Source organism: Persicimonas caeni, assembly GCF_006517175.1.
Taxonomy (GTDB): domain Bacteria; phylum Myxococcota_A; class Bradymonadia; order Bradymonadales; family Bradymonadaceae; genus Persicimonas; species Persicimonas caeni.
Genome location: NZ_CP041186.1, coordinates 5967742 through 5992747, shown reverse-complemented (window position 1 = coordinate 5992747; position 25006 = coordinate 5967742). Strand labels below are relative to the sequence as shown.

Genomic DNA, 25006 nt, shown 5'->3' with positions numbered 1-25006 from the left:
CAGGTAGACTGCGGGCCACTATACAGACTCGCGTCACGAAAACAACGTGCGGGGATAGTGGGGGAATTCCGCGCGCCAGCTACTCGGCGGCCTTCTCGAGCGGCACGCGCAGCGTCTCCATATTGGTCAGATAGAGCCCGAATTGGTCGAGCTTGTATCCGGCGCGCTCCAACCGTCGACGCACCTCGAAGAGCTGCTCGGGCGCCAAGATATTGCGCACCATGTCCTTCTGGTCGTGTAACTCCCACCACAGATAATCGGGCAGGTAGTCGAGCATGCCGTCGAGGTTCTCGCGCATGAAGGGGATATCGAGCTTTCGTGTCGACCGATACGGGTTGTAGCCCGGAAACTCCATGGTGAGCTGCGCGGAGACGAGGCAGCGGCCGAGGTGATAGACGCTGCGGTCGAAGTGATACGGTGAGCGGCGCTTCTCGAAGTCACCGAAGTCGGAGCCGGTCAGGCACAAGTCGAGCCGATGCGCCTTGTCGGCGAAGGCCTGCAGCGCGCGCCAACGGCTGCCGGCCGCCCGCATCGAGCAGTCGGGCTCGAGGCGAAGCATCAGACTGTCGAGTACCACGTGCGGCGCGTACGCCGGCACACTCTGCGAGGAGAACCGTTTGCGCAAATCCGCGTGGTAGTCACGCAGAAAGCGACGGTAGTCGACCTCGTCGAACTGAATCCCCAGCACCAGGCTGGTATTGATACTCAGGTACGTGCCCTCGGGAATCATATCGCTCCCATACAGCCATCAATTACAGCACTAGCTCATACCCCACCAGCGGCGCGGTGGTATCATTGGTCGCGGTGGTATCGTTTCGGTGTCACGGAAGACCGTATACAAGGAGTATACACCGGAATACGCTGCCTGTCGAAACCATCTTTTGAGCCAGATTTGATGCCTGTCTGCAGCGTTATCCGCTCTGGGCGATGCGTCGGAGTTCGTCGAGGTCCCACACGCGTGTCCCGCTGCGGCCGAGCTCGAGGATCTTGTCGGTCTCGAGCGAGGCGAGGATGCGCTTGACGCGCTGAGGATTGACGCCGGTCAGGTCGGCGAGCTTTCGTGGTTGCAACCTCATGCCCAGCAGGCCGCGGCCGTCGTCGTCGACCGATCCTTCGGTCTCGACCAGATGCAACAAGACCTTGGCTAAGCGGCATTTGGGGGTGGTGAAGAGCAACGGCTGAACCGGCACCCACAGGTCCCGGCGCTTGTGGAACATGCCGACCTTGGTCTGCAACCGCCCCAGGTGGGGCGTGACCATCTGGCGAAACTCCTCGGGGGAGACGACCGCCAGAAGCGTGTCGTCGTGGGCGCGCAAAATTAGATCTTTGTGGTCGAGCTCACCGTTTGCTTTACCGAAGATATCGCCGCGACCGAGGCCGACCTCGTCGGCGCGGCTTCGATCCTGCAGCCACACATTGCCCTCGAGCACCACCGACACGTCGGCGTCGTCGGGCGAGCGAAAGATGTCGGCGCGGTGGCCCCAGCGCTCCAGGCGCGCGCGCTGTCGTAGAGTGTCGAGAACGTCGGAGGGGAGGCGCTCGTCGATGCGCAGATCCCGCAGGTACCAGAACTTCGGAAGGTGCATGGGCTCGTCCCTAGACCGATGCGTCGAGTGGTTGGCAGATTCGAATACTCTATAGCTAGCGCGCGTCCAAAAGAGCAACCGCCGAATGTGCGAGAGTCTTCCTACGGGAGGCGTTTTTAGTGCGTCACTTCGGCGTCCGCGGGCCTCAAACAGCACTGGCGTTTGCGCGCAAATAACGTAAACTCTCAAACGCGCATTGAAATGAACGGGACCGAGCGATGATCAAAGTCTGTCCAACATGCCAACAGAAGTACCCCGAGGACACCGAGTTTTGTGCTCAGGACGGCACTCGTCTCGAGGAGATGCAAGATGAAGGCGGCGACGCCCTCATCGGCCGCGTCCTCGACTCGCGTTGGGTCATCGAGGAGCAGATCGGCGAAGGCGGCATGGGCGCCGTCTACCTGGCAAGCCAGCGAAGCGTCGACCGCAAGGTCGCCATCAAGACCCTGCGCCCCGAGTTGTGCAACAGCCGCGAATTCGTCGACCGATTCTTTCGCGAAGCGCGCGTCGCCAGCACCATCGCTCACCCGCACTGCGTCACGATCCTCGACTTTGGCCAGACCGACGACGGCATCTTGTATCTGGCCATGGAGTACCTGGAGGGCATGCCGCTGACCCATCGGCTGCGCCACCCCGACATGACCGTGCGCGAGATCGTCCAGATCTGCATGCAAATCGCGTCCGCGCTGGCCGCCGCCCACGACGGCAACATCATCCACCGTGACCTCAAGCCCGACAACGTCTTCCTGTTGTCGATCTCGGACGGCTCGACCTTCATCAAGGTGCTCGACTTCGGCATCGCCAAGGACACCAGCTCCGACGACCAGATGACCAAGACCGGCCAGGTCTTCGGCACCCCCGAGTACATGAGCCCGGAGCAGTGCCGCGGCAACAAGATCGACGGCCGCTCGGACCTCTACAGCCTTGGCTGCATCCTATATCGCATGCTCGGCGGCCACCCGCCCTTCGAGTCGGACACGCCCATGGCCGTGCTCGTCTCGCATGTCAGCGAGCAGCCGCGCCACGTGCGCGAACTCATCGACCGCGCCGACGTGCCCGAAGCGCTCATCGACCTGTGCATGCGCCTTCTGGAAAAGGATCCGGACAACCGTCCGCCCGATGCCCAGGCGGTGCGAAACCACCTCGAGCGCATCCTCGACAATACGACGACGGGCGGCATCCCGGTCATCAACTCGCCGGCCGAGAGCGACGAGCATGTCAGCGGACCGACGCTGGCTACCGACTCGGCCGAGCTCGTCAAAGACGGCGGCCAGCAGGCGCCGATTTCCGCCCAGCAGCCGCAAGCGCAACCGACCCCGCAGCCGCAGTCGGCGCCCCAACAACCCAGCGGCCAGCAGGACCAGCAGCGCGCCGAGGCGCCGTCGGGTCAGACCGGCCCCGAGCCGGCCGCTGCGCCCATTCAGAGCCAACAGCGAAAGAGCAAATTGCCGCTTATCGCGGGCATTGGGTTTGCGCTCGTGATCGCCGCCGGCTGCACCGTCGGCGGCCTGTGGTACGGCTACAAAACGTGGATCGCCGAAGACGGCGAGTCGACGAGCGTCGCCGGGCTTCTTGGTGATGATGAGGCAGGTGGAGACGAGGAGTCTGCTGACGAGTCGGGAGAAGAGGCGAGCGCAGACGACAACGAGCAGGCGAACACCGACGAGCCAAAGGCCGACGAAAGCGATTCCGACGAGGCGAATCAGCAAGAGACGGCGAGCGCCGGCACCGACGACGACGCATCTGCCGCGGTCGCCCAGGAGGAGGATTCCGAGGGCGACAACGGTGCCAAAGCCGGTGACGACGAGAACCAGGGCGCCAAGCAGGCCGACGATGGCGCCAAGTCCGGCGACGAGAGCGACGACGAGACGGCGACCGCCTCGAAAGATGATTCGGACGACGAGGACAACACGACCAAGTCGGGCGGGACGACCAAAATCGAGATCAACGCCGACAAGGCCGAAATCGCCGTCAGCGAAAAGCAGGACGATAAGAAAGACGACGGTGGCTCGTCGTCCGGCAGCGCCAAAGACAACGACAAGGACAAGGACAAGGGCTCGACCACGGTCGCCAAGACCGAAGACAAGCCCGAAGAAGAGAAGAAGCCGGCCGGGCCTCAGGGCAATATTCGTGAGGTCAAAATTTCGAAGACCGGCAGTGCCTGCATCGGCCCCAACGTCGACAGCGTGGTTCGCAGCGCCGAACGCGCCTTTGTGAGTTGTTACAACAAAGAACTCGGAGGCGACCCCGGACTGTCGGGTAAAGTGGTCATGGACTGGACGATCTCGACCGACGGCGCCGTCTACGGCCCACGAGTGGCACTCTCTGAAATCGGCGCCAAGTCGTGCCTGCTCGGCAAGGTCAAACGCCTGCGCTTCGACCCGCCGATTGGCGGTCGCTGCTCGGTGCGGGCGACGTATCGGTTCTATCCCTAAGGCCTGCATGAAAATAAATGCCCGAGCGAGGGCGAGCTGATTAATTTTCATACAGGCCCTAAGGCATCTCCGCCCGCATCAGCACCTCTTGGCGCATCGCTAGGTGCTCGTCGAGCACCTTGATCATGTTGTTCAGGGAGGCCTGCGTGGCCGGGTCGCCCGCGCCCTGGGCCATTTGGCGAATCTTGCCGCCCGCGCGGCTCAACGCCGCGGCGGCCTCGTGAAGAGTGGGCGGCTCGGCGACGTTGGGCGGCGGGGGCGGGGCGAGCTCGCTTCGCGGCTCACCGGCGACGAACGTGTCGAGGCGAGCGAGGAGCTCGGCCATCATCGGCGCGACGTCGTTGGAGATCTTCTCCTGGGACATCCCGTCGGTGATCGCGCGGCGAAGCTCGCGCACCTCGCTCGCAGCCTGGTCGTCCCACGGGGTCTGGGCGTTGAGTCCGGATGTCTGCGCTCCAATCTTGCTCATTTGTTCCTCTCCATCCATCGCCTTGCGGCAATCTCATCCATCGCCGCCGAGCGTTTGCGTTGGTCCTTCGCGGCCTGCTCGGTCTCCCACTTCTCGCGATGCTTCTCGACGGCCTTGAGCTCCTTGGTCGCCTCAATGAGCGCTTGTTTCGCCTTCTGCACGTCGCGTTTCTGCTGCGCGACCGACTTCTCCGCCCGCGCGATGCTCTCGGCGAGTCGCGCCTCGTCGGCTTTGAGCCCGGCGAGGTAGGCGTCGAATGCGCGAATCTGCGACAACGTGCCGCCATCGCGTGCCATGCGCTCGTCGTGCTGCTCGCACGCCCGCCGGCGCGACTGCTCGGCCTCGGCGAGCTCGGCGCGCTTCGTGGCCACGAACTCTTCGCGGCGGCGAAGCTCCTGGACCTCGCGGGCGTACTCGTCTTCGGCGTTCTCCTGCTCCTGGCTGCGCAATTTGAGAAGAGCTTGGAGTTTGTATTCGTTCGTCATGGCAATCTGTCGTTTATTGTCCGCCAACCCCCGGGTCGAGACCCAGGGCTGCACCGGCGCCCCAAACAACGGGGCGAGCTCCGCAGGCAGCAAGCAGCCGCTCCGCTAGAGGCCTAGCCGAAGATGTCGAGCATCATCTCGACGGTCTCCTCCATCGGCGTGCGCTCCTCCAACCCCTGCTTCAAGATCGCCTCGAGTTCCTCGATCAGGTCGATGGCATAATCGACGTCCGGGTCCGTGCCGTACTGGTACGCGCCGAGCGCGATGAGGTCGCGCTTTTCCTCGTAGGTCGAGAGGACCTCGCGAAACTCGCCGGCCGCACGGGTGTGCTCCTTGCTGGCGACGGCGTTCATGACGCGAGACAGCGACGGCAACACATCGATGGCCGGCCAGTGGTTTCGGCTGGCGAGCTTGCGGGCCAGCAGGATGTGGCCGTCGAGGATGCCGCGGACTTCGTCGGCGATGGGCTCTTCCATGTCGCCGCCGGCGACGAGCACCGTGTAGAGCGCGGTGATCGAGCCCTTGTCGTTGTTGCCGGCGCGCTCCAGCAGCCTCGGCAGCATGCTGAAGACGCTGGGCGGATAGCCTTGTCGGGCGGGGGGCTCGCCTGCGGCCAGACCGACCTCGCGCTGGGCGCGGGCAAAACGAGTAACCGAGTCCATCATCAGCATCACGCTCTTTCCCTGGTCGCGGAACCACTCGGCGATGGCCGTGGCCACGAACGCCGACTTGAGGCGCACCAGGCTGGGCCGGTCGCTGGTGGCGCAGACGACCACCGATCGCGCCAGGCCCTCCTCGCCCAGGACCTCTTCGAGGAAATCGCGCACCTCGCGGCCACGCTCGCCGATGAGGCACATGACGATGACGTCGGCCGCGCAGCCCTTGGCGATCTGGCCCATCAGCGTCGACTTACCGACGCCGGATCCGGCAAACAGTCCGACGCGCTGGCCCTGGCCGACCGTCAGCAGGCCGTCGATGGCGCGAATGCCCATCTCGAGAGGATCGGTGATGCGCTTTCTGGCCAGGGGGTTGGGCGGCTCGCGCATGATCGACCACTCTTCGAAGCCGGGGCCGTACAGCGCGCCCTTGCCGTCAATGGGTCGGCCGAGCCCGTCGAGCACGCGCCCGAGCAAGCCTTCGCCGCACTGAATCGACATCGGACGCCCGAGCGGCTCGACTTCGGATTTGGGCCCGAGGCCCTCCACGCCGCCAAGCGGCATCAAGACGACGTCCTCGCCCTCGAAGCCCACGACCTCGGCGCGCAGCTTCTGGCCGCCACGGCATGCGATCTCGACGACTTCGCCGACCCGCGCCTGCGGCACCGAGGCGCGCACCACGAGACCGGTGACCTGACGTACGCGACCGCGCACCTGTACGGTGTCGACCTGGTCGAGCTTGTCGAGGTAACTGCCCAGAATCGAGTTCTTCCCTGCCATGTCTCAGCCTCCCTGCAGCGCGCGTTTGAGCGTCTCGAGTTGCGTTTCGATGCGCCCGTCGATGTGGCCCGTCTCGGTCTGAATGACGCAGCTTCCACGCTCGAGCGCCGGCTCAGCCTCGAAGTAGACGCGCACGCCGTCGACTTGGCTCGAAAACTCGCCGCTGCTCGCCTCGAGCACCTCCAAATCGGCGGGCGCAACCTGCACGACGATCTCGCGCTTTCCGCGCGCATGGCCGAGCACGTTCGCGACCATCTGGCGGACCCGTTCGGGCTCCACCTCGATCGCCTCGCCGATGATGCGCCGGGCGAGCCGAAAAGCCATGTCGAGCATGTCCTGCTCGGCGCCGGCCAGAAGCTCTTCGTACTCGCGTCTAGCCTTCGCGAGTTGCGCGAGGACTTCGTCCATGCCCTCCGCCCTGCCCTGCTCACGCGCCTCCTCGCGAAGCTCCCGCGCGTCGCGTTTGGCCTGCTCGACTGTGGCGTCGGCGACGGCTTTCGCCCTGTCGAGCGCCTCGTCGACATCCTCCAACGACTCGATCACCCGCGAGCGAACCAGCCGAACCGACGGGCTCGCAAAGAGCGGCCGGATATCCTGACGTATCGCTTCCGGTGCGCGGATCACGCGCATCGGCTCGGGTGCGCTCGCCTCGCTGCTCGTTTCTTGCTGTGCTACGTCCTCAGTCATTGATCCCTCCGTATTCGGCGCGTCGCTCGACGAAGAGTGTGATCGAGCCACGCATGGTCGGCGCGAGTGTCGGCGCTGCGGTGCGTTGTTGACCGCGGTGGTAGTGCAGTAGGAGCGTCTCGAAGGTCGACGGCAGCCGCGAGGCGACGCTCCGTAGCTTCGGCGCGAAGCGCTCGCCCGAAGAGGCTGCAATCGTGTAGAGCCCGAGGTGCAGAAGACGAGCGGTGAGATCGGGCTCTTGGCGGCTAATCGCCAAAAAGAACTCACGCAGGTGCCCGCGCTCGATGCGGTCGATATCGCGCTCGTACCTCGAACAGGCGTCGAACCACGCTCGATCCTCCTCGCGAAGCGCCCGGCGAAGCCTCGCGAGGCTTCGCCGGTCTTGCTCTCGTGTGAGTTCGACGAGTTGAAAGACGCCCAACTGGCGGATCCAAGCCTCACGCTCGCCCCTCGCCATCTGGACAAGGTGCTCGAGGTCGAAGCCACTCCGAGCAATCAACTCGGCCCGCCCTCCTTTGACCGCATCGCGAAGGGGCCCCAGCGTTAGCCACACAATCGCCCGGCGCGTGCGTACGCTGTTGTCGTGCCACGGACACGGCTTGCCGCGGACGCGGCCCAGCTGGCGCATCAGCGCGTTCTTCCAGCGAGGGCCAAGGCCTGCAGCCCAATCGTCGATGTCGGCGTCGTCGAGTCGCTTGGCCAACTCGTCGAGGCTGTCCCAGCGCCGGTCCTGCCGCCGCCACGTCTCCACGATGCGTGCGCGCTCGTCCACAGGCGCTTCGAGCACTCGCTTTACCACCTCACGCACGGGCTTGGCCGCATCGCCGTCGAGAACGTCGCAGGCGTCGACCTCTCCGCCGAAGCGCGCATAAGCCCACGCAATGGCCGCCTCAGAGCTAGTCAGCCCCGGCCGAAATTCGAGTTCTTGGGTCATCCCGCCACCTCATTCGCCTTCCGACGCATTCGGAAAATGAGGAAGACTACGCCACCGGTGAGCATCACGATGCATAGCGCCATGGCCACCACCAGAAGCTGGAACACGCCCTTGCTCTTCTCGGCCACGCTGACCGGTCCCACCGTCGCAAACGCCGGCTCGACCAACGGCTGTGCGCTTCTCGCTGCGCGGGTGAAAATCACGTCGACGTTCTTTGCGTCGAGCCCCTCGACACCGCCGGCGACCAAGCTGCGCACTTTCTCCTGGCCGAGAGGTGGTTTTTTGGAGTCCGAGCGGTACTTGATGAGCACGCTCGCTCGCGGCGGCTCGACGACCGTCGTCTCGAGTTGCACACGCGGCTTTTCGGGAAGCACCAAGTTCACCTGCGCGTCGACCACGGTGTCGACCGCCAACAGACTCTTTCGAAGCTCCTGGGCCGTCGAGTACTGCAGCAACACACGCTCCTCGCTCGCCGTCGGCACCATGCCGCCGCTCGGGTAGAACGCGTCGAATCCCGAGACCTCCGGCCTCGGCAGCCCTTCGGTTTGCAGCACACGCCACGCCTCGACCTTGACCGCGCTCGGCACGGTCACCTTCCAAGCGTTGTCGGCCGCCGGATCGCGCTCCTTGCCGGCTTCGAGTCCGTGCTGCTCGAGCACCACGACCATCTCATTGGCCTCCTTCTCGCCGAGCCCGTGATAAATCGGCTCCGTGCAACCAGCGCCCACGAGCAGCAAGCACAACGCGAGGCTCCCTATCCATCGATTCACTTTCACCGGTGCCCCCACTAAACCTGAGTGTTCATGATTTGTTTCATGCCGCTGGCAGCATTCGACACCGCCTTCGACGCCAACTCTACCTTCTGCGAGTAGGCGTAGATGAGCGACTGCATCTCCAGAAGCTCCTGGTTGGACATGTCCGCGCCCGACAAGCTGCCTTCCATCATCTTCTCGAGCCTGGTCTCGTCGGTGCGAAGCCCGTCCAAGAAGTCCTGAAGGCGGGTCTCGGCCGGCCCTTCGGACTCACTTGCTCCCTCGACCCCTTCGATGGCATCGACGTTATCGGCCGCCTTCGCCTCGTCGACCTGCTGGCTCTGCACGTTCGCCATGACGTCCTTGAACGACGTCTTCTGGCTCGAGTCGCCCTGCGACACCGACGCCGATTGCTCACCCACCCCGCTGGCCTGCTCGGCCATCTGTGAGGCGATTTTTCCGCTGATTGGATCCGTCATCTCGCTCCCATTGCTCGAAGACACAGTTATGCATGGCCCTCATAACTGTTTTCGGCAAAAGGGGGCGAATCGTTGCGTATTTTTGGAAACTTTTTTTCGGAAGGACAGACCGAACCGAGACTTTCCCACGCAAAATCAGTCAGTTGCAGGACACAAAAATCTTTTGCGCGATCTCGGTTCTCTGTTTTGGCAAATCAGGCTCTCGAGGGGACACCTGGGACGCTTCAGTGTTGACTCGCTTCTGCGCTCTCCACGCTCTCCGCACCTTCGGGCTCCTCGCTCTGTAACGCCTCGACCTTCGCCGCAATCTTCTTCATCCGCGGCCGATCGAGCCTGTAGAGGTCGGCGAGGAAGTTGGCGTGCCCATTATCGTCGACGCGCACCACGAAATACTCGATATGCACGGGCAACTCGTGGCGCAGGTTGACCCAGGTCTCCCCTTCTTTGGCGTACCACTCGTCGAGCTTCTCTTGGCGCTTCTCGTCTTTCCAGCGCCCGTCGAGATCGAGCAGATAGTGGGCGAACTTCATCGGGTCTTGGATACGCACACAACCGTGGGAGTAGGCCCGAAAGGGGTGCTTGAACAGGTGCTTGTCCGGGGTGTCGTGCATGTAGACGTTGTAGCGGTTCGGGAAGAGAAATTTCACCTTCCCCAGCGCATTGTGCGGCCCGGGCTTCTGGCGCAGGAAGCGGTGACCGTTGCGGTCGGTGAAATATTCGTAGTGCTTCTCCTCGAAGTACTCGGGCTTCTCCTCGAACTTGGGCTCGAGTTCCTTTTCGCGGATGCTCTCGGGCACGTTCCAGTACGGATTGAAGACGATATAATCGAGCCGGTCACTAAAGCGCGGGGTGGCATGCTTGTAGATGAGCTCGCCGTCGTCGGTGCGCTCCTTGGAGGTCGAGCCGACGACGATCTTGAAGTACATGTCACGCTCGCCGTTTCGCCAAACCGACGCGTGAAAGTCGGGGATATTGACGTGCACGTAGTGCGTGTCGGGGCCGACGCGCGACTCACGCCAACGCTCGAGGGTCAGTCGAATCTGATTCCAGCGCTCGGTGGCGGTGTCGTTGAGGCTGCGCATCGTCTGCGGCGTCAGCCATCCGTTTTCCCACAACTGGTGAGTGCGCTGGTAGGTCAAGAGCGCACGGCGAAGCTCGTTGGTGAAAGTCTTGGAGTCGTCACCATCGTAGTAGCCCTCGATGCGAAGGCGTTCCTTGACGGTGGGGATATGCTCGCTCGACGCACCTCGCTTCAACCCCTCGGCCTCTTGCGGGATCAGCGGCCAACCGCCGGCCTCGACGATATCGGCATAGCGCTTGAAGGCGCGGGTGAGCCGACGGTACGGCTCGAAAGGCGGCGGCAGCTCGGCGAGCGTGGTCGCCACCTGCGAGGAGTCCTTGAAGACCGGGCCGAGGCTCTGCATGACCAGATACTTGCGCCTCGCCTCGACGAGCGCCTCTCCGGTCAGCTTCGGCTCTTTGTCACTTTCGGCCTCTTTTTCGTCCTTCTTCTGGGCTTCTTCGCTCGGCTTCTGCAGCCGCTCGGGCCACGCATGGCCACGCTGCCACGCCTTGTTGTCGAAGCGCAGGCGCATCGCATAGTGCACAAGCGCATCCGAGAAGAGCACGTCGATGCGGCTGGTGGTTTCGGACACGTCGCGAAGACGGGTGACCTGCTCCTCCATCGGCTGGCCGAGTCGGTCGAGAGGGCCTCCGGTGGAGATGAGCTCGGCGGTGAGCTCGCGCAAATCCTCTTGCGGGTCGTAGGACTTTTGCTGCTCCCCGAGCCACTGCACAATCGCCTGCCGGTCGACGGCGTCGAGCTGCACGCCCTCGAAGACCCGGCCGTCGATACGTTGGCCGGCGCCGAGATCGACCATCTCGAGATGGTCCAAGTGCAACTCGTCACGCCACAATCCGTGCGCCTCAGCGCCCTGGCGCAACACCTCGAGAAGTTGACGCGCCGAAGGTCGCAGCTGGGCGTCGGTTCCGTCGACGTCGACCCACACCGGTTCGTGGCCATTCTGGGCGTAGAGCGCCCGCAGATAGTCGTGCCGGCGCAGCTCGATCTCCTCCAGGTGCGCCTGAGGCGCCGCCAAGATGCCGTCGATCGTCAACTGACTGGCACGGTGCTTGGCGACCTGCCGCAACATCTCGGGCAGCCGGTTGGCCAACGCGTCGACCACGTCTTCGTTGTGGTTGCGCTCGGCCTGCTCGGCCGGGTCGACCGTCTGCTGTTGTGAAGAACCCGAACAACTCGTCGCCCCCGCCACGAGCAAAATCGATGCGAGCGCCGCGATTAGACGCGGGCCGACGACGGCCCCGCCCCAGCGTGCCCTCTTTGGTGTGGTTTCCCGTTCCATGGGTATTGGTGTCCCCTCGAATTGACCGCAAGAACGTTCGCCTCCCAGCGCGTCCGCCTCTCACAGCCCCCGATTGCAATAGATTTATGCTTGCTCCAAACGTAAACGCGTTCTGTAGCAGTGACTAGTCACTTTAGTCTACACGTTTTACGTCCACGCCTCCATCGGTGGCCGTGAGTTCGTAGACGTTCTTCATCTTGGGGTAGACTTCGACCTTCGTCTCCCGGCGGCTGCCGTCGGGCAACTCGAAGACCACCGTGTGCTTGCCCTCGAGGAGGTCGAGCCCCTTGACGGGGTTGGAATCGTAGGAGTTCGAGCCGATATAAATCGTCGAGCCTTCGGGCTCCACGCTCACCGTCAGCGTACCCTTCTCGCGGCTGATCGGCTCGAGAAACGTGCGGTAGGTAAAGGTGCCTACGTCACGCAACAGCAAGTAGCGGTCCTGGGTGCGGTGGTTCGGTTTGGCCAGCTCCACGTGCACATGTTGGTTGCGTATCTGGTTGACCGCCACCCGTGATCCTCCCTTCAGCTCCCCGTCGATGGTCACCGCGGTATCCCGGGGAATGGCGTCGTAGGTGACCTCGACGTACTGCTTTCGACCGGCCGAGTCTTCGGGCGCGAGCTTCACCTGAAACGCGTTGTTCTCGCCGGGCACCACCCCGAAGAATCCCGCAAAGCTCCAGTGGCCGCTCTTTCGCACCTCGACGTGGTGATCGATGCCGGCCGGCAGATCCTCCACCGTCTGCGGCGCGGCGCCCAGACGCTCGCCGTTGATGTAGACGATGCCCGCCCCGGGATCGCTGTGAATGGTGAGCGTGCCGGTCTTCGGCTCCTTGTCGTACGGCTCGAAGACGACCTTCTCGGGCGCCTCGTCCGCGTCACCGCCGACCACGATACGTTTGGGCGGATACTGCGGATGGTAGAAGACCACCTCGTTGGGCCGATCGGCGACGAGATCGAAGGTGCCGGGGGTCTTCGCCTCGGCCAGCAGGCCGTTGACGACCACGGCCGCCCCGGCAGGCTCGGTCGCAAGGTCGACGCCGACCATCGCGGGCGGGTCGGGCACTTCGACACCGGCGTCGCCCATCTTCTCCATGGCCGCCGCGTACGCCTTCTCCTCGTCCGTCGCCAGATCCTTCTCGGTGTTGAGCATTGCCCAAGCGACAATCGCGATGGTCGCGACTGCCGCCAACGCGCCCAACCCGGCATAGAGCTTGGTCTTCTTGTTCGAAAAGTCGCCGTAATCGCCGAACTCGTTCTCGTCGACCTCCCACCCGCCGTCCGCCTGCGCATCCGCCGCAGGATCGGGCTGAGGTTGCGGAGCAGGCCGCCGCGAAGGCGGCGGACCACCAACACCGCGACCGTGACCGTGACCGGCTCCGTTACCGTGACCGGCTCCGTGACCGTGACCGCCCTCGGCCCCCACCTCCCCAACATCATTCATCGGGCTCGTCGGCACACCTACATCTTCTGCAGGCGCGTCGACCGCACTGACACCCACCCCCTCCGAAAAAAGCCCGCGCATATACTCGCCGAGTTCGACGCGCCCCACCCGTCGGTCCTGCGCATGCAGCCAATCCTCGAGCGCCATCTGCAGCTCTTGCGCCGACTGGTAGCGATCTTCGCGCTCCTTTTGCAGCGCCTTGAGGATGATCGCCTCGAGTTCGGCCGGAAAATCGGGGCGCACCTCCGAGGGCGGCGTCACCTTGGCGTTGGCCACCAGGTTCATCGTCTCGAAGTCGCTGCGCCCGCGGAACAGTCGCTTTCCCACCGTCGTCTCGTACAGCACGATGCCCAGGGTGTAGACGTCGCTTCGCGCGTCGACGTTCTTCGACTCGAGCTGCTCGGGGCTCATGTACGACAGCTTGCCCTTGCGCTGGCCGGCCTGGGTGTGGCCGAGCCGGTCTTCGGCCTTGGCGACGCCGAAGTCGACCATTTTGACCTGCCCCTCCATGCTCACCAAGATATTCTGCGGCGAGACGTCCCGATGGACGATATTGCGCGGGCGGCCCTGCTCGTCGGTGCTCGTGTGCGCGTAGTGCAAGCCGGCGGCGGCGTCGGCGATGATGCGCGCGGCGAACTCACGCGGCAGGAAATTGTCCTCGTCGATGCCCTTCTCGCAGATCCGACGCAGGTCCTGGCCGTGGATATACTCCATGGCGATGTAGAGCGTGTCGTCGACCTTGCCCAGGTCGTAGATCTGCACGATGTTCGGGTGGTTGAGCTGCGCGGCAATGCGCGCCTCGTCGAGGAACATCACCACCAGATCTTCACGTTCGGTCAGGTGTGGGTAGATCGTCTTGAGGGCGACTCGCTTTTCGAAGCCCGCCAAGTCTCCCATCTGCTTGGCGAGGTAGACCTCCGCCATGCCTCCTTCACCGATCTTCTCGATCAGTTGGTACTTTCCGAAGGTGTTCGCCATGAAGCAATCCCAGCAATCAGTGCGCTACGCGTCGTTTCGTGCAAGCTATCGTACTGGAGTTTACCAGCTTTGGAAAAATCTTTAAGTTGCGGCCAGCAAACGCAACGCAACCAAACGAGCGCGACATGACCAAACTCTCCGCATTGTGCATCGGCGACGAACTGCTCGACGGGCGTATCGCCGACAAAAATGCCGCCTGGCTGGGCGCCCGAGCCGCCGAGCATGGCAGCGACCTGGAGTCGGTGCGCATCGTGGGAGACGACCTCGACCTCATCGTCGCCGCCCTCGAGCAAGCCTCGCGTGACTCCGATCTCATCGTGGTCAGCGGCGGCCTCGGCCCGACCGCCGACGACATCACCCGCGACGCGGCGGCCAAATGGGTGGGCGCAGAGCTCGAACTCGACGAGCAGATTCTGGAAACGCTCGAGCGTCGCTTCGCCGAGCGAGGTTATCCGTTCACCCCCAATAACCGGCGCCAATGCATGTTCCCGCAGGGCGCAGACATCCTCCAGACCCGCGTGGGCACTGCGGCCGGATTCGCGGTCGAAAAGAATGGCTGTCGCGCCCTCTTCTTCCCGGGCGTGCCGCCGGAATTCCGATGGTTCGTGGAGACTTATATCCTTCCGAAAATTGGGCAGCACGAGGGGCGGCGCCATCGTGAGCGTCTGGCGTTTTACGGGTTGGGCGAGAGTCAGCTCGAGTCGAAGCTCGACGGCATCGAAGAGCTGGCCAAAGAGGTCGGCGCGCGCGTCAGTTACCGCGCCGAGTACCCGGTCATCGAGGTAAACCTGAAGGCCATAGACGAAGCATCGCTCGACAGAATGCGCGACCACGTGCTCGAGCGCGTCGGGCCCTGGCTCGTCGCGCAGGGAGACGAGACGTTTGCCGAGCGCCTCGGCCAGGCCCTCCTGGACCACGAAGCGACGGTCACGACCGCCGAGTCGTGCACCGCCGGGCGTGTCGCCGCCAAGCTGACCGAGATTTCGGGTTCATCGGGCTGGTTCGAACGCGGGTTTCTCACTTATGCTAACGACGCAAAGACGGACATGCTGGGCGTGAAGCCCGAGATTCTGGAGTCATTCGGCGCGGTCAGCCCCCAAACGGTCTGCCAGATGGCCGCCGGCGCCCGCGCTGCGGCCGGCGCGACCTACGCGGTCGCCACCAGCGGCATCGCCGGGCCGACCGGCGGTACGCCCGACAAGCCGGTGGGCACCGTGCACTTTGCGCTGGCCACGCCCGACGGCGTGTGGCATCGACACGTCGCCTTCTCCAATCGCGGGCGCGACCGCGTGCTGACCGCGTCGGTCTACACCGTCTTGAGCCTGCTGCTCTGGGAGCTCGAAGGACGCCTCGACGAACACCGCGTCGACGGGCCCTTTTCGGACGACGAGGTCTGGGCGCCGATGGGCATTCGCATCGAAGACTGATATCGAGATCACTCGAGACCAACTATGAGACGCCTATTTATCGCGCTCGACCTGGCCATTCCCGTCGTCGAGCAACTCGCCGTCTTCCAAGAGGAGCTCCAAGAGTTGCTCGCCGACCACGACGACGTGCGGGTGCGCTGGACGAACCCCGAGAATATCCACCTGACGATGAAGTTCTTGGGCGACACCGAAGACGCGCTGGTCCCCATGCTCCGCGAGACGCTCTCCGAGCTGGTCAAGCCGCTCTTCCCGTTCGAGGTCGAGGCCAAGGGCATCGGCTTTTTCCCGAGCCCCAAAAAGCCGCGCGTGATCTGGTCGGGCTTCGACCAACAGAGCGCCGAGGTGCTCTCGCTCCTGCAGCAAGCCCTCGAGCGTGACCTCGAAGAGCTCGGCTTCGAGAAGGAGGATCGCAAGTTTCGCCCGCACGTCACGCTCGGACGGGTCAAATCGCGCAGTAAGCCCGACTTCACCGAGTTCGCCGATCAAATCGACGACCGAAGTTTCGGCAAGAGCTACATAAAGGACGTCATCCTATACGAATCGAAGCTCAGCTCCGAAGGCCCGACGTATACGGTCATCGACCGCTTCGCGCTCGGAGCTTGATCGCGGAGCGGCTGCTTGCTGCCCGCGGAGCTCGCCCCGTTGTCCAGGGGCGCCCGTGCAGCCCCGAGGCTTGCCTCGGGATCTTGACGTCAACAACCACAAATGCACAACAGCGCAACCAATTGAATTTCCTAACGTTCACCAAAAAGCACGCAACGAATCGACCCGTTCTGCCGATAACCGTATATGAGGGGCCCGTAGCACGCTGCAGCTGAAGTCGGTCGCCATACGATCAACATCCTGCAGCGATACATCTTCGCTACTTGACGCCCCAGAACGGCAATACTATACGTGTGTTCAGTGACAATTCCTCGCGGTTCGAGAGGACGCGAGTTTTCCTACAGGAGAGAGCCAAATGGCAAAGTCGAAGGATAAAGAAAAAGCGCTCGACATGACCGTCAGCGCCATCGAGAAGCAGTTTGGTAAAGGCTCGATCATGCGTCTGGGCGACGACGACCAGATCGCCGAGGTCGAGAACCCGATCCCGACCGGATCGATCTCGCTCGACGCCGCACTGGGCGTCGGCGGCCTGCCGCGCGGTCGCGTGGTCGAGATTTACGGCCCGGAATCGTCCGGTAAGACGACTCTGACGCTGCACGCCATCGCCAGCGCCCAAAAGCAGGGCGGCGTGGCTGCCTTCGTCGACGCCGAGCACGCGCTCGACGTCCAGTACGCCAAGGCGCTCGGCGTCGACATCGACGAGCTTCTGGTCAGCCAGCCCGACACCGGTGAGCAGGCTCTCGAGATCGTCGACATGCTCGTGCGCTCGAACGCCATCGACATCCTGGTCATCGACTCGGTCGCCGCGCTCACCCCGCGCGCCGAGATCGAAGGCGAGATGGGCGACAGCCACGTCGGTCTGCAGGCTCGCCTCATGAGCCAGGCGCTGCGTAAGCTGACCGGCTCCATCAACAAGTCGCGCACCTGCGTGATCTTCATCAACCAGATCCGCCACAAGATCGGCGTCATGTTCGGCAGCCCGGAGACCACCTCGGGTGGTAACGCGCTGAAGTTCTACTGCTCGGTGCGCCTCGACATCCGTCGTATCGGCGCCATCAAAGACGGCAAGGACGTCACCGGTAACCGCACCCGCGTCAAGGTCGTCAAGAACAAGGTCGCCCCGCCCTTCCGGGAGGCCGAGTTCGACATCATGTACGGCGAGGGCATCAGCCTCGAAGGCGACCTCGTCGACCTGGGCAGCGAGCTCAACGTCATCGACAAGGCCGGCTCGTGGTACAGCTACGGCGACGATATCCGCCTCGGCCAGGGCCGCGAGAACGCCAAAGAGTTCCTGCGCGAGAACCCCGAGATCATGGACGAGATCGAGAACAAGGTGCGCGAGCACCTCGGCGTCCCCGGCATCCAGATCGACGAGGAAGAGGAGGACGAGTGAGGCCCCTGGCCAACTCTACCTCTTCGGCGTGCGCTCGCCGGACTAAGTTCTAGTCACGACCCAGAAGTAGCGCCTTGAACCGAACGGCGGCTCCGTCTTGCCCTCGAGACTTTGTCTTCGAGACAGGATGGAGCCGCCGTTTTTGTGTTTGTGGGGCGTGGGGCCGTTCAGTCGACGAAGCTACACTTCGACAACTTGAGGTAGGGCGCCGGGTCGAAGCTGCCCTGCTTCATGCCGTCGACCTCGCACTCGAGCGTCTTCACCGCTTCGTCGGGCAGGCCCTTCGGCACGCCACCGGCGATCCTGGCCTCCACGAATTTCTCCTTCTCCGTTCCCGGCTTCGGAAAGGAGACGATATTGCCTGCGCCGGGGATGTCCGCCTGGTCCTCGAGATGGACCTTCACACCTTTCCAAGCATCGATCGCCGCTTCCACATCCAGCGGATTGACCGGAGTGTTGGCGTCGAGTTCATTGGGGTCCAGCTTCTGGCCCGTCGGAACCTCCTCCTTTTCGTAGGGGCCGACGGCGACGGCGTCCTCGAAGGTCAGTTTTTGACCGAGGCTGGGCAGCTTCACCTTTCCCTTGAGGACGGCGTAGCCCGTCTTCACCCCTGCCTTCCCCAACTTGGGTCGTTCCTCGTCGGGCATGGTCGCCTGGAACCGAATCAAGCCCGGCTTCTCTCTGGTGCTGAACTTCATCGGGTTCTTGGGCGATAACCCGTTGCGGGTCCACACAATGATCGACACCTCTTTGCCCTTCCACGCCTCCTTCCACGCGGCGACTTCGTCGTGGAGGTTTTTGGCCGTCACAGGCTCGGACGCGTCCATCTCGTAGGGGTTGAGCTCACGTGTTTCGGGAAGGTCGACTTTCGGAGCTTCAGGCTTTTCAGCCTCGGCTTTCTCGGCGCCTGCGGGCGTCTCTTCAGCGGGCTCGGCATCGGAGCCCTTGTCACACCCTGTGAACAACAGGCCGCTGACGAGCAGCGCGGTGACGACGAGCTTGGTGGAAGGCAGTGAGGGATAACGGCTGTGCATATGAACTCCGGGAGCGAACAACGGCTGAATCCTACGACTACGTTACCCAAAACCTACAAGGCCAACCGCCGCGCCACAAAGTAACATCTGTGAGACGTTTCGCAGCCTCGGTCCGGCTGCGCGCGCGAGGCCTCAACACCCTCATGAGATTCCGTGACAACGTGGTTGCGAGGTGGTAATCTCGCCGGTGTTATACAACGGTTCTCACAACAATTGCGCCGCATTGGAGCATTGCGGAGGGTCACGCAGCGGCAAGTCATCGCCACCTACGTGTTTTGCCCGCAAGGCTGTCGGCTCAGGCGACACGCTCGAGAGGGACCATGCCTCAAGAATACGATCTGAACAAAATCCTGCAGATCGCCGTGAAGGGAAACGCCAGCGACATCCACATCAAGGCGGGCCTCCCCCCGATTTTTCGCGTCGATGGCGCGCTGGTGCCGCTACGTGACGCCAAACGCCTGAGCCCCGAAGACATCGGCAAGATGGCTGCGAATATCATGACGCAGCATCAAAAAGAGGAGTTCGAAAAGACGCTCGACCTCGACATGTCCCACGGCGTGCCCGGCGTGGGGCGTTTTCGTGTCAACGTCTTCCAGCAGCGCGGCTCCATTGGCCTGGTCTTTCGCGTCATCCCTTTCAAGGTGCTCACCCCCGACGAGCTGATGCTCCCCGAGGTGGTCAAGACCATCGCTGAGGAGCGCCGCGGGCTGATCTTGGTGACCGGCGCGACCGGCAGCGGTAAGTCGACCACGCTGGCCAGTATCGTCGACTACATCAACCGCACGCGCACCGACCACATCATCACCATCGAGGATCCGATCGAGTATCTGATCCGCGACAAGAAGAGCATCATCAACCAGCGCGAGGTCGGCAACGACACCAGTAACTTCAACCGCGCCGTGCGCGCGGCGCTGCGCCAAGATCCCGACGTCATCATGGTCGGCGAGATGCGCGACGTGGAGACTATCGAGATCGCGCTGACCGCCGCCGAGACCGGCCACCTGGTGTTGGGCACCCTGCACACCATCGACGCCGCCGAGGCGGTCAGCCGCGTGGTCACCGCCTTCCCGCCGCACCAACGCGACCAGGCGCGCTACCAGTTCGCCAACCTCTTCAAGGGCGTCATCGCCCAGCGCCTCATCCCGCGCGCCGACGGCAAGGGCCGCGTGCCCGCCGTCGAGATCATGATCGCCACGGCGCGCATCCAGGAGATGATCCTCGAGCACGCCACCGCGCGCGCCATCACCGAGATGATCAGCAAGGGCGTCGACAACTACGGCATGCAGACCTTCGACCAGTCGCTGATGAAGCTGTTGCAAAACGGCCTCATCACCTACGAGGAGGCGCTGGCCCAGTCGACCAACCCCGACGACTTCGCCCTGCGCGTCAGCGGCGTCGGCTCGACGAGCGACGACGCCGGTTGGGCCAACTTCGAGGGCCCCTCGGGCGGCTCGACGGGCGGCGGCGGCGGCGACGACTTCGACCTTGATGAGTTCGACATCGAACGTTTTTAACCCCCAGTAGTAGCTGACGATGAAACAAACCTACTCTCGCTATAGCTTGCTTGTCGCCCTGGCCGTGATGTGCCTGGGACTCATCGGCCTCGTCCCTCGCCCGGCAACGGCGCAGACGGGGACCGTCAAGGTCGTGGTGCTCGACGTGCCCGGCGGCGGCTCGGAGATGCTGGCCAACGGCATCAAGGCGCTCGATAACGTCAAGATCGAGCGCCAAGACTGGTTCCTCAAGCAGATCCAAGGCCGCGGCTTCCAGGCCAAAGGGATCATGAAGCGCCCCGACGACATCAAGTGGCTGATGAAGGGCGCCGAGATCGACTACATCCTGTACCTGACGGCCAAGTCGGACACCGCCTACGAAGGGCGCGTGGTCGGCCCCGAGACCGGCAGCCACGTGCACACCTTCCCTATCGACCGCACCCCGAACGGGTTGTCGGCCGCCGGGGCGCGCATGGTCCAACGTGAGTTCGAGGACTTCCTGGCCAAGAAGGCCCAGGAGAGCATGCAGGCGCAGCAGCAACAGCAGCAGACGGCGCAGGTCGCCCAGCTCGACGAAGAGCCGTCGGACGACCCCAACGCGGTCAAAAAGCAGGCGGCCCAGAGCAAAGCGGCCGCCAAAGAGAAGTTCAGCAAGGATTGGCTGCTCGTGGGTGTGAAGGGCAACGGGCTTCGACGCGACCTGCACGTGGCCGGCTTCAACGAGGCGGTCCTGTCGTACACCTCCGCGTTCTACCCCGGCTTCAGCCTCGAGCTCGAGGCCTTCCCGCTGGGCAAGTCCAACCCGGACATGGCTTCGGTGGGCTTTTACGGCGAGTACACCCACGGCTTCGACTCCGCCCAGGTGCCCGACGATCAGGGCGGCCAGTCGGCCGCGCCCATCACCCACATCGACGTCGAGGGCGGCGTGCTCTACCAGCTCGGCGACGCGCTGGCGCTCAAAGACTCGAACGAAGCCAAGCTCAACCTGGGCATCGGCGTGCGCTACAACAGCTTCGCCGTCGCCGAGAACCCCGCGCTCCCGTCGGTCAGCCACACCTCGCTGGTGCTCAGCTCCCGCGTGACGCGACCGGCATTCTCCGATAAGTTCATGATCCGCGCCGGGGCCAAGATCATGCCCTTCGGCGTGTACGGCACCGGCGCCACCCTGTTTGGCGAGACCTCTCATACCTATGGCTTCGGCGGCGACATCGGGGGCCTGTTCCAGGCCACCGAGGACATCGCATTTGCGTTTGGCTACAAGTTCGGCCTGCAGCGCACGGTGTTTACGGGCACCGGCGAAGCAGACTTTGTCGACGCCAACGCGTTCGAGCTTGTACAGGGGTTCACCGGTGGCCTATTCTACCAGTACTGAGAGAACGCGCCCCGAGGTGGCGGCGCGCACTCAGCACCTAAAGCATTGTACTTCCACACGAATTATAGATTCGAAATTCGAGGAACTCTTCTGTGACTGACCCGAATTTCTCAGCGATTCGCGCGCGCCTTCGCTACGAGACGCTCGACGAGTTTATCGACGGTTACTCCCGGTTTGTGTCGACCGGCGGCATGTTCATTCCCATGGCGCCCTCCAAGCTCAAGCCGGTGGGAACCACCATCCGTTTCCAGTTTCTGCTCAAGGACGGCACCACCGCCATGCTCGGCGAGGGGATCGTGCGCCAGATTCAGGGCGCCGACAGCGACGACAACTCGCCGGTGGGCATGCTGGTCAAGTTCAACCGGCTGCACCGCGAGACCAAGCAGGTCGTCGACCGGATCGTCGCGCGCAAGCAGCAGCTCACCGGCGAGACGCTCGCCCCCGACTCCGAGGAGTTGGCCGAGCCTTCCGAACCCGCGTTGTCCGAGACCCGGCCCCACCCTGCGCCCGAAGACGAGTACGTCGAGCAGGAGGTGCCCAACGCGTCGGACGCGCAGACTCGCGATGCGGAGCGCCAGAACACCACCGAATTCGAGGTGGAGGACGAAGATCTGGAGCCGCCGGCAGACGCACACGAGCCGGAAGAAGAAGAGGAGGAAGACGCCCTCGCCGGCATGTTCCTCCCGGCCGATGACGGCGCCGAAGACGAGCCTTTCGAGCCGGCGCCTGCCCAAGAGGCCGCCCCCCAAGAAGCTGCAGACGAAGAACCTGCATACGAAGAAGAGTCGGCCCCCGCGGAAGCCGAGCCCGAAGAGGCCGCGTTCGCCGCATCGGGCAGCGACGTCTTCAGCGAGCCGGAGGAGCCCGCGGCCGAGGAGTCTGAGCCGGAGCCGCAGCCCGATGAGGCGGCTGCCGGCCCCAAAGAGTTGGGACGTACCGAGGCCGGCCTGCAGATCATGGCCTTCGACGACGTCTCCGACGACGAGATGGCCGACTTTGCCGACTTCGACTTTGGCGGCGACGAAGACGACGTCGACCAGATGTTCGACGGCATCTTCGGCGGCGGTGGCGGCGATGACTCCGGCGGAGGACTCTTCGGCGGCGGCGACGATGGAGGCGGTGATTTCTTCGGCGGCGGCGACGCCGGTGGAGATGATGACTTCTTTGGCGGCGGCGACGCCGGCGGAGACGATGACTTCTTTGGCGGCGGTGAAGCCGACGACAGCCTGATCGGCGACAGCATCAACGACGGCGGCATGCCGGTCGACGAGGCATCGGAGGCCGAAGAGGTTGCCGAAGATGCCGACGAGGCCGTCGAGGCGACCTTCGACCTCGACGAAGAGTTCGAGCTGGCCGACGAGGTCAGCGAGGAAGACGAGGAAGACGAAAGTGCCGTCGAGCTGGCCGAGGAGTTCGAGGAGGACGACGCCGAAGAAGAGGCAGAGCCACAAGTCGACGAAGACGCCATCGAGTTCGACGACGAGACGTTCGGCGATGAGCTCTTCGAGCTCGAAGAGGAGCCCGCCGTCGAAGCCGACGAGGAGCCTGTCGACGACGAGCCCGTCGAGGAGACCTTCGATCTCGACGAAGCCATCGAACTCGATGACGAGCAAGTCGAGGAAGACGAAGAGGCTATCGAGCTCGACGACGAAGAATTCGAACTCGACGACGAAGAGCTCGAACTCGAACTCGACGACGAAGAACTCGAACTCGACGAGGAGGAGCTCGAACTCGACGAAGAGGCTATCGAACTCGATGACGAAGAACTCGACTCAGAAGAGTTCGACGAGGAGGAGCCCGCCGCCGAACCGGCTCCTGCGCCCACGGCGCCCCAGAGCCTCGGCGAGGAGAGCTCGGCCCCCTCAGCCGATTTGATGAACGCCCTGGGCTCCCTCGACAGCAACGCCGAAGACGATCACGGCCTCACCCTCGGCTCCGCCGCCGGCAAGACCCCCGAGCCTCCGGCTGCCGAGGAGGTAGAAGAGGACGAGGACGACGAGAGCCTCGAGGCGCTCCTCGCCAAGGCGCAGCAGGACATCGACGCCAAACGCGAGACCGAGAAGAAGGACGACCAGGGCGACATCCTCGACGAGCTGCTCGGCGGGGACGACCTGCCGCCCCCTCCGAAGAACGACCCGGTGTTCGACATCAACGACAACGCCGACAAGAAGAAGAAAAAGGGCGGCTTCATCTCGAAGCTGTTCGGCAAAGACTGAACGGCTAGTTCACCACAGAGACACGGGGCCCACGGGGAAAGACATTCTCTTCTCCGTGGGCCCCGTGTGCTCTGTGGTGAAAATCACCCTCAGTCGAGCTTGCCGATATCTCCCCGGTAGTGCATGCCCTCCCAGCTGATTTTCGAGACGGCCTCGTAGACGCGCTCGCGCGCTTCTTCGCGGGTGGCGCCGCGGGCGGTGACGCCCAGGACGCGCCCGCCGGTGTTGCGGAAGTGGCCGTCGTCGCCGCGCTTCGTGCCGGCGTGGAAGACCTTGGTGCCGTCGACCTCCGCAGCCTCGTCCAAGCCTTCGATGACGTAGCCCGTGTCGCGCGGGCCGGGGTAGCCCTTCGAGGCGAGGACCACGCAGTAGGCGTGGGCGTCGGAGGCAAGTGCTTCCTCGCCGGTCAGCCCGCCCGTGGCGGCCTCGAGCAGCACGTCGCCCAGGTCGGCGTCCATCGCGTACATCAACGGTTGGGTCTCCGGGTCGCCCATGCGGCAGTTGAACTCGAGGACCTTCGGGCCCGCCTCGGTGAGCATGAGCCCGGCGTAGAGGAACCCGCTATACGGGATATTCTGCGCGCGAAGCTCGTCGAGCGTCGGCCGGATGACCTCCTCGATGACCTTGGCCTGCAGCTCGGGGCTGGCTAGGTGCGACGGGGTGAACGCGCCCATGCCGCCGGTATTCGGGCCGGTGTCGCCCTCCCCTACGCGCTTGTGGTCCTGGCTCGTCGACAGCGGCACGACGTGCTCGCCGTCGGTCACCACCATGAACGACATCTCGGTGCCCTCCAAGAACTCCTCGATGAGCACGCGCTGCGACGCCTCGCCGAACTCCTCGTGGGCCATGTAGCTCTCGAGCGTCTCGACGCTCGTGTCGACGTCGGGCGAGATGACCACGCCCTTGCCGCCGGCGAGCCCGTCGGCCTTGATGACCACCGGGTGGTCGACGCGGCGCACGTACGAGATCGCCGCCTCCATGTCGTCGAAGGTGTCGTACTCGGCGGTGGGCACGCCCGCGCCGGTCATGATCGCCTTGGCGAAGGACTTGCTCCCCTCGAGCTCGGCGGCGGCCTTTTTTGGGCCGAAAACGGCCAGGCCGCGCTCATCGAAGAAGTCGGCCACGCCGTCGCAAAGCGGGGCCTCGGGGCCGACGACCGTCAGGTCGACGCCCTTCTCCTCGACAAACTCGGCCAGCGCCTCGAAATCACCTGCGCCGATGTCGACGCACCCGCCGCGGATCGTCTCGTCGGCGGCGATGCCGTCGTTGCCCGGCGCGACGTAGACGACCGGCTCGTCGTCGCCCTGGCTGAGCTTCCAGGCGAGCGCGTGCTCGCGGCCGCCGGATCCGATGACCAAAAACGTTCGTTGGGGCATGTGTAGCTCCTTGCGGATTAGGTTTCGCATTCGGAGGCAGCGCT

The 25006-nt window shown here is 63.9% G+C and carries 20 protein-coding genes; 7 read left to right on the top strand and 13 right to left on the bottom strand.

Features of this window, described 5'->3' with window-relative positions; genetic code table 11:
* Nucleotides 1-79 precede the first annotated feature (79 nt).
* The gene (locus tag FIV42_RS22155) at nucleotides 80-730 is read right to left on the bottom strand and encodes a hypothetical protein (protein ID WP_141199811.1); all 651 of its coding nucleotides are present in this window, start codon (nucleotides 728-730) and stop codon (nucleotides 80-82) included.
* A gap of 181 nt (nucleotides 731-911) precedes the next feature.
* Nucleotides 912-1586, bottom strand: a complete 675-nt coding sequence (locus tag FIV42_RS22150) for a Crp/Fnr family transcriptional regulator (RefSeq protein WP_141199810.1) — start codon at nucleotides 1584-1586, stop codon at nucleotides 912-914.
* A gap of 218 nt (nucleotides 1587-1804) precedes the next feature.
* Between FIV42_RS22150 and FIV42_RS22145 the strand changes: the two genes are divergently transcribed.
* On the top strand, nucleotides 1805-4021 hold the full coding sequence (locus FIV42_RS22145) for a protein kinase domain-containing protein (protein ID WP_141199809.1): 2217 nt from the start codon (nucleotides 1805-1807) through the stop codon (nucleotides 4019-4021).
* 58 nt (nucleotides 4022-4079) lie between these two features.
* On the opposite strand, the gene FIV42_RS22140 is transcribed toward FIV42_RS22145, so the two are convergent.
* From FIV42_RS22140 to FIV42_RS22100, 9 genes are all read right to left on the bottom strand, one after another.
* Nucleotides 4080-4490 carry a hypothetical protein gene (locus FIV42_RS22140; RefSeq protein ID WP_141199808.1) on the bottom strand — a complete coding sequence of 137 codons (411 nt, stop codon included), beginning with the start codon at nucleotides 4488-4490 and terminating at the stop codon, nucleotides 4080-4082.
* A complete protein-coding gene (locus tag FIV42_RS22135; protein WP_141199807.1) occupies nucleotides 4487-4975 on the bottom strand; it encodes a flagellar export protein FliJ in 489 nt (162 codons plus the stop codon). The genes FIV42_RS22140 and FIV42_RS22135 overlap by 4 nt, the downstream gene beginning before the upstream one ends.
* A 113-nt stretch (nucleotides 4976-5088) precedes the next feature.
* Nucleotides 5089-6411: a type III secretion system ATPase SctN gene (sctN, locus tag FIV42_RS22130; RefSeq protein WP_141199806.1), complete on the bottom strand. Its 1323-nt coding sequence runs from the start codon at nucleotides 6409-6411 to the stop codon at nucleotides 5089-5091.
* A gap of 3 nt (nucleotides 6412-6414) precedes the next feature.
* Nucleotides 6415-7098: a FliH/SctL family protein gene (locus tag FIV42_RS22125; RefSeq protein ID WP_141199805.1), complete on the bottom strand. Its 684-nt coding sequence runs from the start codon at nucleotides 7096-7098 to the stop codon at nucleotides 6415-6417.
* Nucleotides 7091-8032, bottom strand: coding sequence for a hypothetical protein (locus FIV42_RS22120; RefSeq protein ID WP_141199804.1), 942 nt, complete (start codon nucleotides 8030-8032; stop codon nucleotides 7091-7093). The genes FIV42_RS22125 and FIV42_RS22120 overlap by 8 nt, the downstream gene beginning before the upstream one ends.
* On the bottom strand, nucleotides 8029-8808 hold the full coding sequence (locus tag FIV42_RS22115; RefSeq protein WP_168210856.1) for a secretion protein: 780 nt from the start codon (nucleotides 8806-8808) through the stop codon (nucleotides 8029-8031). The genes FIV42_RS22120 and FIV42_RS22115 overlap by 4 nt, the downstream gene beginning before the upstream one ends.
* Before the next feature lie 11 nt (nucleotides 8809-8819).
* A complete protein-coding gene (locus FIV42_RS22110; RefSeq protein WP_141199802.1) occupies nucleotides 8820-9263 on the bottom strand; it encodes a hypothetical protein in 444 nt (147 codons plus the stop codon).
* A 224-nt stretch (nucleotides 9264-9487) separates the two neighbouring features.
* Nucleotides 9488-11626: a L,D-transpeptidase family protein gene (locus FIV42_RS22105; protein ID WP_141199801.1), complete on the bottom strand. Its 2139-nt coding sequence runs from the start codon at nucleotides 11624-11626 to the stop codon at nucleotides 9488-9490.
* A 133-nt stretch (nucleotides 11627-11759) separates the two neighbouring features.
* Nucleotides 11760-14048, bottom strand: coding sequence for a serine/threonine-protein kinase (locus FIV42_RS22100; RefSeq protein ID WP_141199800.1), 2289 nt, complete (start codon nucleotides 14046-14048; stop codon nucleotides 11760-11762).
* A 125-nt stretch (nucleotides 14049-14173) separates the two neighbouring features.
* Here FIV42_RS22100 and FIV42_RS22095 point away from each other — a divergent pair, with 125 nt between their 5' ends.
* The 3 genes from FIV42_RS22095 to recA all read left to right on the top strand — a co-directional run bounded on the left by FIV42_RS22095 (nucleotide 14174) and on the right by recA (nucleotide 17471).
* Entirely contained in the window at nucleotides 14174-15475 is a 1302-nt protein-coding gene (locus FIV42_RS22095) for a CinA family nicotinamide mononucleotide deamidase-related protein (RefSeq protein WP_141199799.1), read from the top strand.
* A gap of 24 nt (nucleotides 15476-15499) precedes the next feature.
* Nucleotides 15500-16078, top strand: coding sequence for an RNA 2',3'-cyclic phosphodiesterase (gene thpR / locus FIV42_RS22090; RefSeq protein WP_141199798.1), 579 nt, complete (start codon nucleotides 15500-15502; stop codon nucleotides 16076-16078).
* Between the two features lie 355 nt (nucleotides 16079-16433).
* Nucleotides 16434-17471: a recombinase RecA gene (recA, locus tag FIV42_RS22085; RefSeq protein ID WP_141199797.1), complete on the top strand. Its 1038-nt coding sequence runs from the start codon at nucleotides 16434-16436 to the stop codon at nucleotides 17469-17471.
* Nucleotides 17472-17638: 167 nt separating this feature from the next.
* On the opposite strand, the gene FIV42_RS22080 is transcribed toward recA, so the two are convergent.
* The gene (locus tag FIV42_RS22080) at nucleotides 17639-18505 is read right to left on the bottom strand and encodes a hypothetical protein (RefSeq protein WP_141199796.1); all 867 of its coding nucleotides are present in this window, start codon (nucleotides 18503-18505) and stop codon (nucleotides 17639-17641) included.
* 320 nt (nucleotides 18506-18825) lie between these two features.
* Here FIV42_RS22080 and FIV42_RS22075 point away from each other — a divergent pair, with 320 nt between their 5' ends.
* The 3 genes from FIV42_RS22075 (at nucleotide 18826) to FIV42_RS22065 (ending at nucleotide 23586) form a co-directional block, all read left to right on the top strand.
* On the top strand, nucleotides 18826-20019 hold the full coding sequence (locus tag FIV42_RS22075) for a type IV pilus twitching motility protein PilT (protein ID WP_141199795.1): 1194 nt from the start codon (nucleotides 18826-18828) through the stop codon (nucleotides 20017-20019).
* Between the two features lie 19 nt (nucleotides 20020-20038).
* A complete protein-coding gene (locus tag FIV42_RS22070) occupies nucleotides 20039-21370 on the top strand; it encodes a hypothetical protein (RefSeq protein WP_141199794.1) in 1332 nt (443 codons plus the stop codon).
* 92 nt (nucleotides 21371-21462) lie between these two features.
* Nucleotides 21463-23586, top strand: coding sequence for a PilZ domain-containing protein (locus FIV42_RS22065; RefSeq protein ID WP_141199793.1), 2124 nt, complete (start codon nucleotides 21463-21465; stop codon nucleotides 23584-23586).
* A gap of 89 nt (nucleotides 23587-23675) precedes the next feature.
* Here FIV42_RS22065 and purD read toward each other — a convergent pair whose 3' ends face one another.
* Complete coding sequence (purD, locus tag FIV42_RS22060; protein WP_141199792.1) at nucleotides 23676-24962, bottom strand: phosphoribosylamine--glycine ligase; 1287 nt, start codon at nucleotides 24960-24962, stop codon at nucleotides 23676-23678.
* Between the last annotated feature and the right edge of the window lie 44 nt (nucleotides 24963-25006).